This window comes from Streptomyces sp. NPDC104831 (assembly GCF_055583025.1).
Genome location: NZ_JBVJOT010000014.1, coordinates 1 through 12114, shown reverse-complemented (window position 1 = coordinate 12114; position 12114 = coordinate 1). Strand labels below are relative to the sequence as shown.

At 71.9% G+C, this 12114-nt stretch carries 6 protein-coding genes; 3 read left to right on the top strand and 3 right to left on the bottom strand.

The genetic code is table 11. The annotated features are described in order from the left end of the window. Positions 1-27: 27 nt before the first annotated feature. Positions 28-1473, bottom strand: a complete 1446-nt coding sequence (gene ngcE / locus ACZ63H_RS12325) for an N-acetylglucosamine/diacetylchitobiose ABC transporter substrate-binding protein (RefSeq protein WP_469864059.1) — start codon at positions 1471-1473, stop codon at positions 28-30. 341 nt (positions 1474-1814) lie between these two features. Between ngcE and ACZ63H_RS12320 the strand changes: the two genes are divergently transcribed. The 3 genes from ACZ63H_RS12320 (at position 1815) to ACZ63H_RS12310 (ending at position 7857) form a co-directional block, all read left to right on the top strand. Beyond that, a complete protein-coding gene (locus ACZ63H_RS12320) occupies positions 1815-5618 on the top strand; it encodes a GH92 family glycosyl hydrolase (RefSeq protein ID WP_469864058.1) in 3804 nt (1267 codons plus the stop codon). Positions 5619-5746: 128 nt separating this feature from the next. Further along, positions 5747-6742 carry a dTDP-glucose 4,6-dehydratase gene (rfbB, locus tag ACZ63H_RS12315; RefSeq protein ID WP_469864056.1) on the top strand — a complete coding sequence of 332 codons (996 nt, stop codon included), beginning with the start codon at positions 5747-5749 and terminating at the stop codon, positions 6740-6742. Between the two features lie 167 nt (positions 6743-6909). Then, positions 6910-7857 (top strand): alpha/beta hydrolase, encoded by a 948-nt coding sequence (locus tag ACZ63H_RS12310; protein ID WP_469864054.1) that lies wholly within the window; start codon positions 6910-6912, stop codon positions 7855-7857. A 24-nt stretch (positions 7858-7881) separates the two neighbouring features. Here ACZ63H_RS12310 and ACZ63H_RS12305 read toward each other — a convergent pair whose 3' ends face one another. Both ACZ63H_RS12305 and ACZ63H_RS12300 read right to left on the bottom strand, forming a co-directional pair. After that, on the bottom strand, positions 7882-8469 hold the full coding sequence (locus ACZ63H_RS12305; protein WP_469864052.1) for an NADPH-dependent FMN reductase: 588 nt from the start codon (positions 8467-8469) through the stop codon (positions 7882-7884). A gap of 542 nt (positions 8470-9011) precedes the next feature. Next, a complete protein-coding gene (locus ACZ63H_RS12300; protein ID WP_469864050.1) occupies positions 9012-11807 on the bottom strand; it encodes an aconitate hydratase in 2796 nt (931 codons plus the stop codon). Positions 11808-12114 lie beyond the last annotated feature (307 nt).

Here is a 12114-nt window from a genome sequence, read left to right as displayed (position 1 = left end):
CCACTCCGGTGCTGTCAGGGTGCGGGATTACTGGTGCTTGTAGTGCTTGATGGAGGTGTCCTTGGCCGCCTCGTCGGCGAATGCCTGGATCTTCTTGACGGCCTCGGCCGGGGTCAGCCGGCCGGCCATCATCTCGCCGAGTCCGGACACCCCGATCTTCTCCTTCTGCAACTGCACGTACCAGTCCTGGAGCCGGGGGTTCACCACGTTGTCCCCGGCCTTCTCCAGGGCCGCGACACCGGACTTCAGGCCCGGGGTGAGGGTGATGCCGGAGGTGCCGCCGTTGAACGCGGTCAGCGACTTCACCTTGGACGTGAAGTTCTTCGAGGACGCCTCGGAGAGCATGATGCGCAGCTGCTCCATGCCGCCCTCGGCGTTCTTCGCCTTGGCCGGGACGATGAAGGGCTCGCCGCCGGAGGCCCAGATGGTGCCGAACGGCAGCTTGTCGGCGCCGTCGAGGCCGGAGGGCGCGGAGACGGCGAGGCCGAAGTCGGACGGGATGACGTTGGCCGACTCGTTCTCCACCCAGGAGCCGTTCGGGAGGAACAGCGCCTTGCCCTCGGCCCACGCGGTCTGCGACTGGATGTGGTCCAGGCCCGGGGTGCCGCGGAGGACGTAACCCTTCTTGTACAGCTCGTAGTAGGCCTCGAAACACGCCTTGACCGCCGGGTGCTTCCAGGCGTTCGGCTCCAGGTTGTCGATGGCGTCGAGCACCTCGCGCCCGCCGACCTTGGCGATCATCGGGTACAGCGAGAAGGGGATGTAGTACGGGTACTTGCCCGCGTAGGTCCAGCCCGCGATGCCCTTCTTCTTGGCCTTCGCGCACAGCGCGAGCATGTCGTCCCAGGTCTCCGGGTAGGCCGCGTCCAGGGAGTCCAGGGCCTTCTGGGAGTACCAGACGCCGTAGACCGTGTAGGCGTAGTACAGGATCCAGACCGGGTCGCCGTCGAACTGGCCCATCTCCACGATGCCGGGGCGCAGCGTGTCGCGGACCTTCTTCTTCGGGTCGTCGTACGACGGCGCGTCCAGCAGCGCGGTGAGGTCGGCGAGCTGGTTCTTGCCGACGAGGACGCCCATGTCCATCTGCTCGGCGCCGGAGTTGTCGATGAGGTCCGGCGGCGTGCCCTGGTTGAAGCGGGGCTGGAGGGTGGACTGGATCTTCTGGGTGGCCGCGAACTTCACCTTGGCCTTGGGGAAGTCGTGCTCGTAGATCTTGACCGCGTCCTCGGCGTACGCCTTGCCGAAGCCGCCGTCGAAGAGGATGAATTCCATGCCCTCGGTGTCGTTGACGCCGAGCGGGTTCTCGGCGGTCTTCTTGCCCTGTTTGGCCTTGCTCTGTCCGTCGCCGCCGCTGCTCGCGCAGGCGGACAGCAGGCCCATTCCGGGCGCGGCGACCAGACTCAGCGCCGCCGAACGCTTGATCAGATCACGACGGCCGACGCCTTCGGCACCGTGGTGCGCAGTGGATCCCATGCTCAAGTCCTCGCCTTCTCCAGGACTCAGGCGGTGAACCGGATCCTCCCCGGCACCGCAGGTCGGGTCGTGCAGGGTCGTGCGGGAAACGCCGACAGGTATAGTCCACTTACCGGCGGCGGACAAGATCGAGTGCACGGTTCCCCTCGGGTCTTTTCCGAGTTGAGACCTGCCGGAAATATGAGCCCGCGCCGGGTGCCGCGCCGGAAAAACTCGCGACATCACTCCCGGAATGCCGCAGCCAACGCCCTTGACACCACCGGTAACTTGACCACCTACTGGTCTCGCGCCCCGTTGCTGACAACGTTGTCCTAAGGGGACGCAGGAGGGGAAATCCGTAGATGCAGCGGAGAACTCGGTACAGATGGGGTCCGGCGGCCGCCCTCACGGCCGCCTTCGTCATGGCCGTCGGCGCGCAGGGCGCGGCGGTCGCCCTGCCGGCCGGGGCCCCGGCGCCCGGCCGGGAGTTCGCCTCCTCGTTCGAGGCGGGCGAGCCGGCGCCGGACTGGCTGAACACCGTGGACACCGGCCCGGACGGGGCCGAGCGGGCGTCGGGCGTCGACGGCGGTTACGGCACCGGCATCCCGGGCAATGTGACCGACCACGTCACCGAGGTCCGGGCCGGCGGCGAGAACGCGGGCGCCGGCGAGGTCAAGGAGAACCTCGTCGACGGCGAGCCCGGCACCAAGTGGCTCACGTTCGAGCCGGCCGGCTGGGCGGAGTTCGACCTGGACAAGCCGGTCGCGATCGCGACGTACGCCCTCACCTCCGCCAACGACCACGCCGAGCGCGACCCCAGGGACTGGACCCTGAAGGGCTCCGCCGACGGCGCGCACTGGACGACGGTCGACACCCGCTCGGGCGAGACCTTCTCCGAGCGGTTCCGGACCCAGTCGTACGACCTGGCCGAACCGGCCCTCTACCGGCACTTCCGGCTGGAGGTCACGCGGAACAACGGCGCCCCGGACGTCCTGCAGCTCGCCGATGTGCAGTTCTCCACCGGAGGCGGCGGCGGTCCGGTGCCCGAGGACATGCTGACCCTGGTGGACCAGGGCCCGAGCGGCTCCCCGACCGCCAGGGCGCGGGCCGGGTTCACCGGCAGACGCGCCCTGCGCTACGCCGGCCGGCACACGGCGGACGGCCGCGCCTACTCGTCCAACAAGGTCTTCGACGTGAACGTGCGGGTCGGCCGCGACACCGAACTGGCGTACCGGATCTTCCCGTCGATGGCCGACGGCGACCGCGACTACGACGCGACCAACGTCTCGGTCGACCTGGCCTTCACCGACGGCACCTACCTCAGCGACCTGGGCGCCCTGGACGCGCACGGCTTCCCGCTCTCCCCGCGCGGGCAGGGCGCGTCGAAGTCGCTGTACGTCAACCAGTGGAACGCCGTGGCCGCGCGGATCGGCCGGGTCGCGGCCGGCAGGACCGTCGACCGGATCCTGGTGGCGTACGACTCCCCCGGCGGCCCGGCGAGGTTCCGCGGCTGGCTGGACGACGTGACCCTGCGGCCGGTGGCGCCCGAGCAGCCGAAGGCGCACCTGTCGGACTACGCGCTGACCACCCGCGGCACCCACTCCAGCGGCAGCTTCTCGCGCGGCAACACCTTCCCGGCGACCGCCGTGCCGCACGGCTTCAACTTCTGGACGCCGGTGACCAACGCGTCCTCGCTGAGCTGGCTGTACGAGTACGCGCGCGCGAACAACGCGGACAACCTGCCGACCGTCCAGGCGTTCAGCGCGAGTCACGAGCCGAGCCCGTGGATGGGCGACCGGCAGACCTTCCAGGTGATGCCGTCGGCCGCGGCCGGCACCCCGGACACCGGCCGCGAGGCGCGCGGACTGGCCTTCCGGCACGAGAACGAGACCGCGCGGCCCTACTACTACGGGGTCCGGTTCGAGAACGGCCTCAAGGCGGAGCTGGCCCCGACCGACCACGCGGCCGTGCTGCGCTTCACCTACCCCGGCGACGACGCGAGCGTGCTGTTCGACAACGTCACCGAGCAGGCCGGGCTGACGCTCGACAGGGAGCACGGGACCGTCACGGGCTACTCGGACGTGAAGTCGGGCCTGTCCGCGGGCGCCACCCGGCTGTTCGTGTACGGCGAGTTCGACAAGCCGGTGACGGACGGCGGGGCGGAGGGCGTGCGGGGCTACCTGCGCTTCGCCGCGGGCGCCGGCCGCACCGTCACCCTGCGCCTGGCGACCTCGCTGATCGGCGTCGGCCAGGCGCGGGAGAACCTGCGCCGGGAGATCCCGGACGGCACGTCCTTCGGCACCGTCAAGGCGCGCGCCCGGCACGCCTGGGACGAACTGCTCGGCAAGGTCGAGGTGGAGGGCGCGAGCGCGGACCAGCTCACCACGCTCTACTCCGGTCTGTACCGGCTGTACCTGTACCCCAACTCCGGCTTCGAGAGGGTCGGCGGCAAGGACCGCTACGCCTCCCCCTTCTCCCCCATGCCGGGCCCGGACACCCCCACGCACACCGGCGCGAGGATCGTGGACGGCAGGGTGTACGTCAACAACGGCTTCTGGGACACCTACCGCACCACCTGGCCGGCCTACTCCTTCCTGACACCCACCCGGGCCGGGGAGCTGGTGGACGGTTTCGTGCAGCAGTACAAGGACGGCGGCTGGACCTCCCGCTGGTCCTCCCCCGGCTACGCCGACCTGATGACCGGCACCTCCTCGGACGTGGCGTTCGCCGACGCCTACGTGAAGGGCGTGGAGTTCGACGCGGAGGCGGCGTACGAAGCGGCCGTGAAGAACGCGACCGTCGTCCCGCCCGCGCCGGGCGTGGGCCGCAAGGGCATGGCCACCTCCCCCTTCCTCGGCTACACCCCGACCGACACGCACGAGGGCCTGTCCTGGGCGATGGAGGGCTACGTCAACGACTACGGCATCGCGAAGATGGGCGAGGCGCTGTACGCGAAGACGGGTGAGAAGCGCTACCGGGAGGAGTCGGAGTACTTCCTGAACCGCGCCCGCGACTACGTGAGGCTGTTCGACACCGGGGCGGGCTTCTTCCAGGGCCGGGACGCCGGGGGCGGCTGGCGGGTGGACTCCGCGCGGTACGACCCGCGGGTGTGGGGCCACGACTACACCGAGACCAACGGCTGGGGCTACGCCTTCACCGTCCCGCAGGACAGCCGGGGCCTGGCCAACCTGTACGGCGGCCGGCAGGGCCTCGCCGACAAGCTGGACGCGTACTTCGCGACCCCGGAGACGGCCTCCCCGGAGCACGTGGGCTCCTACGGCGGGGTCATCCACGAGATGACCGAGGCGAGGGACGTCCGGATGGGCATGTACGGCCACTCCAACCAGGTCGCGCACCACGTGCTGTACATGTACGACGCGGCCGGCCGGCCGTGGAAGACGCAGGCGTACGTGCGCGAGGCGCTGTCGCGGCTGTACACCGGCAGCGAGATCGGGCAGGGCTACCACGGCGACGAGGACAACGGCGAGCAGTCGGCCTGGTACCTGTTCTCCGCGCTCGGCTTCTACCCGCTGGTGATGGGCGGCGGCGAGTACGCCATCGGCTCCCCGCTGTTCAAGAAGGCGACCGTGCACCTGGAGAACGGCCGGGACCTGGTGGTGCGGGCGCCGCGGAACAGCGCGAAGAACGTCTACGTACAGGGCGTGCGGTTCAACGGCCGCCCCTGGGCGTCGACTTCGCTGCCGCACTCGCTGCTGGCCGGGGGCGGGGTGCTGGACTTCTCCATGGGCCCCGAGCCGTCGGCCTGGGGCACGGGCGAGGACGCGGCACCGGTCTCGATCACCCGGGACGAGAAGGTACCCGAGCCCCGCGCGGACGTCCTGCGGGGCCCGGGCCCGCTCTTCGACGACACCTCGGCGACGAGCGCGACGGTGACCTCCGCCGGCCTGCCGGTGCGGGGCGCCGTGAAACCCGTCCAGTACACGCTGACCTCGGGCGCCGGCCACGGCACGGCACCGTCCGGCTGGACCCTCCAGGGCTCCGCCGACGGCACGTCCTGGCGGACCCTGGACCGGCGCACCGGCGAGGCGTTCGCCTGGGACCGCCAGACCCGCGCCTTCACCATCGCCGCACCGGGCACGTACACCCGCTACCGCCTGGTCCTGGACGGCGAGTCCACCCTGGCGGAGGTGGAACTCCTGGCCTGACCCGCCCGGCGGCCGCGCCGGCCGGCCCGCCGGGGAGTCCCGTGGCTCCGCGGCGGGCCGCTCCGGCGGGGAGGGAGCGGCGCGGGGACCGATCGACGCGGTGATCGTTCCCCGCCCATACTGCGTCCATGAGACTGCTGGTCACCGGCGGAGCCGGGTTCATCGGCTCGCACTTCGTGCGCACCCTGCTCGACGGCGGCTACCCGGGCCACGAGACGTCCCGGGTGACCGTCCTCGACAAGCTCACCTACGCCGGCCACCGGGACAACCTGCCCGCGGCGCACCCCCGGCTGGAGTTCGTGCGCGGCGACATCTGCGACGCGGAGCTGCTGGAGCGGGTGCTGCCCGGGCACGACGCGGTGGTGCACTTCGCCGCGGAGTCGCACGTGGACCGGTCCCTCCGGTCGGCGCACGCGTTCGTCCGCACCAACGTCCTCGGCACCCAGACCCTGCTGGACGCCTGCCTCACGGCCGGCACCGGGCGGTTCGTCCACGTGTCCACCGACGAGGTCTACGGCTCGATACCCGAGGGCTCCTGGACGGAGGACCACCCGCCGCTGCCCAACTCCCCCTACGCCGCCTCCAAGGCGTCCTCGGACCTGCTCGTCCGCGCCTGCCACCGCACGCACGGCCTGCACGTGTCGATCACCCGCTGCTCGAACAACTACGGCCCGCGCCAGCACCCCGAGAAACTGATCCCGCTGTTCGTCACCCACCTGCTGGAGGGCCGGCCCGTGCCGCTCTACGGCGACGGGCGCAACGTACGCGAGTGGCTGCACGTGGACGACCACTGCCGGGCCGTCGCGCTGGTGCTCGACCGGGGCGGCCCCGGCGAGATCTACAACGTCGGCGGCGGCGAGGCGCGCACCAACCGGGAGGTCACCGAACGGCTGCTCGCGCTGTGCGGCGCGGACCGGTCGCGGGTGCGGCACGTGCCCGACCGCAAGGGGCACGACCTGCGCTACGCCCTGGACGACGGCAAGATCCGCGAGGAGCTGGGCTACGCCCCGCGGATCCCGTTCGAGCGGGGGCTCGCCGAGGTCGTCGCCTGGTACCGCGACAACCCCGCCTGGTGGAAGGCCGTCCGCCCGGCCCCGCACCCCTCGCAGGACGGCGCCCGCTGAGCCGTACGGCCGCGTCCGCCGCCGCCGCTCGCGCCGCACCGGCGTGCGCGGTGACGGCGGACTCCAGGACGGCTTGGTAGAAAGGCACCGCGAAACGACCGTTCGCCTCGCGGACCGCCGCCCCACCGCACCGCTCGTCACCGCGCCGCCCACGACAGGAGCCACCCATGGTGCAGGCCGTACCGCCGCCAGGGCTCACCCGTCCGGACTCCCCCACGCCCGGCCCGTCCGCCCCGCCCGGCCCCCGGGAGCTGACGCTCGACGGCGGCGGAGTACGGCTGTCGGGGCTGCTGGCCGAACCCGGGGCCGGACAGGCGCCCCGGGCCGTGGTGGTCGCCCTGCACGGCAGCGGCATGCGGGCCGGCTACTTCGACAACCGGGCGCGGCCGGGCCTGTCGCTGCTGGAGCTGGGCAGCCGGCTCGGCTACACCGTGCTGGCGCTCGACCGCCCGGGCTACGGCGCGTCGGCCGCCGCGCTCCCGGCGGGGCAGGACCTCGCCGGGCAGACCGCCACGCTCGGCGCGGCCCTGGCCGACTTCGCCGGGCGGTGGCCGTCCGGCGCCGGGTTCCTGCTGCTCGCCCACTCCGGCGGCGGGCGGCCGGCGCTGTCCCTCGCGGCGGCCGGCGCCCTGCCGGGCCCGCTGATCGGGCTGGACCTGTCCGGCCTGGGCAGCGCCTTCGCCGTGGCGCCCGACCAGTTGCCCGGCGCCGGCGCGCCCGGGGCCTGGCGGCGGCACTGGGGGCCGCTGCGGCTGTACCCGCCGGAGGCCTTCCGGCAGGGGCAGCGGCTGGTGGCCCCGGTGCCCGCCACGGAGGCCGGCGAGACGCTGGCGTGGCCCCGGGCGTATCCGGAGCTGGCGGCCCGGGTGCGGGTGCCGGTCCGGTTCACGTTCGCCGAGCAGGAGCAGTGGTGGCGCACCGACGAGGAGGCGGTGCGCGCCCTGCTGGCACCGCTCGCCGCACCGCGCGCGGTGGTGGACCGGCTGCCCGACGCCGGGCACAACATCAGCCTCGGCTGGGCCGCCCGCACCTATCACCTGCGGGTCCTGGCCTTCCTGGAGGAGTGTCTGCTGGCCCGGGAGGCGGCGCCGCCCACCCGTCCGCCCGCCGGCTGAACCGCCGGCCGGCGGGGCGGTGGCTCAGCCGGTGTAGGGGCGGGCGGCCCGGCCCTCACGCAGCGTCAGGCCCCACCAGGCGAGCTGGTCCAGCAGCACGGAGGCGGCCTTGCCGGCGCCGACGGCGTCCTGGAGGCGGCCCCGCTCGTCGAACTTCTCCCCGGCCATGGCGAAGCTGACGGTGTCGCGCAGGGTGACGGCGTGCAGTTCGGCGAAGACCTGCCGCAGCTGCTCCACGGCCCGCTGGCCGCCGGCCATGCCGCCGTAGGAGACGAAACCGACGGGCTTGGCCCGCCACCCGGCGTAGACGTAGTCGAGGGCGAGCTTCAGCGAGGCCGGGTAGCCGTGGTTGTACTCGGGCGTGATGACGACGTACCCGTCGAGTCCGCCGATGCGCTGGGCCAGGGTGCGGGTGCCCTCCCGTGGCTCGGCGGGGTCCAGGGTGAGCTTCAGCTCCTCCACGAGCGCCGGTTCGGAGAGGTCGACGACGTGGACGTCCATGTCCTCGCGCCGGCCGATCTCGGTGAGGAACCACTGGGCGACCGTGTCGGCGAACCGCCCGGTGCGCACGCTGCCGATGACGACGCCGATCTTCAGCGGGGCCGTGGACATGGGGCAACTCCTCGTATGGGTCGGGGAAAAGGTCGGGGTGAGGGGATGAACATGCGGAGCCGGCGGCCTGTGGCCCGCCGTCGGCAACGGGACGAACGTAGGAGCTCAAGTCCACTTGAGGTCAAGGCCGGTCACATGGGCTCCCGCCGCTTTCCCCCGCGGCCACCCGTCGGCCGCACGGGTCCCGGGGGTGGCCAGGCGCACCCGCGCTACCACAGAGGGCCGCGTACGCTCCCACCGGCGCACACCGGGTTCACCCGGTCGGGCTAGCGAAGCGGGTTGACGGGGTCCGTGGCGGCGGCGGTACAGTCGACATCACGGCCCTATGACAACGATGTCGCGCGGCGCGGCGGTCACGCCGGCCACGCGCTTCCCGACCCCCCTCCCCGGGCAGGTGCCCCACCCCCCCTCGCCTGCCCGGCTCGCGGACCCGGTGCACTCTGCCACCGGGTCCGCCCAGAGCGGTCCGGGCCCGGGCGGCACGCGAAGGGCCGCGCCCCCGGGTGCCGGGAGCGCGGCCCTGTGCCGCCGTGCCGAACCGCTTACTTGCGGATCAGGTTGCGCAGCACGTACTGCATGATGCCGCCGTTGCGGTAGTAGTCGGCCTCACCGGGGGTGTCGATGCGGACGACCGCGTCGAACTCGACACCGGTGTCGGTGGTGACCTTCACGGTGCGCGGGGTGCGGCCCTCGTTCAGCTCGGTGACGCCGGAGAAGGAGAAGGTCTCCTCGCCGGTCAGCCCGAGGGACTCGGCGGACGCGCCCTCCGGGAACTGCAGCGGCAGGACGCCCATGCCGATGAGGTTCGAGCGGTGGATGCGCTCGTAGGACTCGGCGATGACGGCCTTCACGCCGAGCAGCGCGGTGCCCTTGGCCGCCCAGTCGCGGGACGAGCCGGAACCGTACTCCTTGCCGGCCAGGACGACCAGCGGGATGCCGGCGGCCTGGTAGTTCTGCGAGGCGTCGTAGATGAAGGAGACCGGGCCGCCGTCCTGCGTGAAGTCGCGGGTGTAGCCGCCCTCGGTGCCGGGCGCGATCTGGTTGCGCAGGCGGATGTTGGCGAACGTGCCGCGGATCATGACCTCGTGGTTGCCCCGGCGGGAGCCGTAGGAGTTGAAGTCGCGCCGCTCGACGCCGTGCTCGGTGAGGTACTTGCCGGCGGGGGTGTCGGCCTTGATGGCACCGGCCGGGGAGATGTGGTCGGTGGTGACCGAGTCGCCCAGCTTGGCCAGGACGCGGGCGCCGGTGATGTCCTCGACCGGGGCCGGGTCCATGGTCATGCCCTCGAAGTACGGGGGCTTGCGGACGTAGGTGGACTCCGCGTCCCACTCGAAGGTGTCGCCGGTCGGGATCGGCAGCGACTGCCACTGGGCGTCGCCGGCGAAGACGTCGCTGTAGGACTTGGAGAACATGTCCTCGCCGATGGCGCCCGCGACGACGTCGTTCACCTCGGCCTCGGAGGGCCAGATGTCCTTCAGGTGGACCGGGTTGCCGTCCTGGTCGGTGCCGAGCGCCTCGCGGGTGATGTCCAGCTTCATGGAGCCGGCGATGGCGTAGGCGACGACCAGCGGCGGGGACGCCAGGTAGTTCATCTTGACGTCGGGGTTGATGCGGCCCTCGAAGTTCCGGTTGCCGGAGAGGACCGAGGTGACGGCGAGGTCGTGGTCGTTGACGGCCTTGGAGACCTCGTCCGGCAGCGGGCCGGAGTTGCCGATGCAGGTGGTGCAGCCGTAGCCGACCAGGTTGAAGCCGAGCTTGTCCAGGTACGGCGTGAGGCCGGCCTTGTCGAAGTAGTCGGTGACGACCTTGGAGCCCGGGGCCAGGGTGGACTTCACCCACGGCTTGCGGGTCAGGCCCTTCTCGACCGCCTTCTTGGCCACCAGGGCGGCGGCGACCATGACGTACGGGTTGGAGGTGTTGGTGCAGGAGGTGATGGCCGCGACCGTCACCGCGCCGTGGTCCAGCTCGTAGCCGGTGCCGTCGGGGGCGGTCACCCGGACCGGGTTGGACGGGACGGCACCGGTGCCCTGGCCGTGCTGCGGGGCGCCCGCGCCGTTGTCCTGGTGACCGTAGGCCGGGGCGTCGGAGGCCGGGAAGGACTCGGCACTGGCCTCGTCCACCGGGGAGGCGGCGGCGTCCGCGGTCTGCGCGACCGGCGCCTCGACGTAGTTGAGGACGTCCTTGGCGAACTGCTGGGCGGCCTCGGCGAGGACGATGCGGTCCTGCGGGCGCTTCGGGCCGGCGATGGAGGGGACGACCGTGGAGAGGTCCAGCTCCAGCTTCTCGGAGAAGTCGGGCTCGGCGGCCGGGTCCAGCCAGAGGCCCTGCTCCTTGGCGTACGCCTCGACCAGCGCGACCTGCTGCTCGGAACGGCCGGTCAGGCGCAGGTAGCTCAGGGTCTCGTCGTCGATCGGGAAGATGGCGGCGGTGGAGCCGAACTCCGGCGACATGTTGCCGATGGTGGCGCGGTTGGCCAGGGAGGTGGCGGCCACGCCCTCGCCGTAGAACTCGACGAACTTGCCGACCACACCGTGCTTGCGGAGCATCTCGGTGATGGTGAGCACGAGGTCGGTGGCGGTGGTGCCGGGGCTCAGCTCGCCGGTGAGCTTGAAGCCGACGACGCGCGGGATGAGCATGGAGACCGGCTGGCCGAGCATGGCGGCCTCGGCCTCGATGCCGCCGACGCCCCAGCCGAGGACGCCGAGGCCGTTGACCATGGTGGTGTGCGAGTCGGTGCCGACCAGGGTGTCGGGGTACGCCTTGCCGTCGCGGACCATGACGACACGGGCCAGGTGCTCGATGTTCACCTGGTGGACGATGCCGGTGCCCGGCGGGACGACCTTGAACTCGTCGAAGGCGGTCTGGCCCCAGCGCAGGAACTGGTAGCGCTCCTTGTTGCGGCCGTACTCCAGCTCGACGTTCTGCTTGAAGGCGTCGGTGGTGCCGAACTTGTCGGCGATGACGGAGTGGTCGATGACCAGCTCGGCCGGCGCCAGCGGGTTGATCTTCGCCGGGTCGCCGCCCAGCTCCTTCACGGCCTCGCGCATCGTGGCGAGGTCCACGACGCAGGGGACACCGGTGAAGTCCTGCATGATCACGCGGGCCGGCGTGAACTGGATCTCCTGGCTGGGCTGGGCCTGGGAGTCCCAGCCGCCGAGGGCGCGGATGTGGTCGGCGGTGATGTTCGCGCCGTCCTCCGTGCGGAGCAGGTTCTCCAGCAGGACCTTGAGGCTGTACGGCAGCCGGGCCGAGCCCTCCACCTTGTCCAGCCGGAAGATCTCGTACGACTCGCCGCCCACCTGCAGCGTGCTGCGGGCGTCGAAGCTGTTCGCCGACACGACAGTCTCCTTCATTGATGTGCGCGTACCACCGTCAATCGTGCCGCCGCACCGGCTTGGCCGAACCAGTGAGGTCAGGCTAAGTTAGGCATGCCTTACCAATGCGGCGACCGCGGTGCGCCTCGGCAGATATCTCGATGTCGAGATAACACTAGTACATGGGCGCCGCCTGGTCATGTCCGCACGCCTCGGTGAACCCGGTCACGCGGCTCCGGCATCCGCCCCGGGGGGGGGGGGGGGGGGGGGGGGGGGGGGGGGGGGGGGGGGGGGGGGGAGGGGGAGGATCGGAGCCAGAAGCAAGCACGAG

Coding starts and splice junctions, on each gene's coding strand:
- ngcE (WP_469864059.1), bottom strand. CDS start 1,473: ATGGGATCCACTGCGCACCACGGTGCCGAAGGCGTCGGCCGTCGTGAT.
- ACZ63H_RS12305 (WP_469864052.1), bottom strand. CDS start 8,469: ATGTCCACGGCCCCGCTGAAGATCGGCGTCGTCATCGGCAGCGTGCGC.
- rfbB (WP_469864056.1), top strand. CDS start 5,747: ATGAGACTGCTGGTCACCGGCGGAGCCGGGTTCATCGGCTCGCACTTC.
- ACZ63H_RS12310 (WP_469864054.1), top strand. CDS start 6,910: ATGGTGCAGGCCGTACCGCCGCCAGGGCTCACCCGTCCGGACTCCCCC.
- ACZ63H_RS12320 (WP_469864058.1), top strand. CDS start 1,815: ATGCAGCGGAGAACTCGGTACAGATGGGGTCCGGCGGCCGCCCTCACG.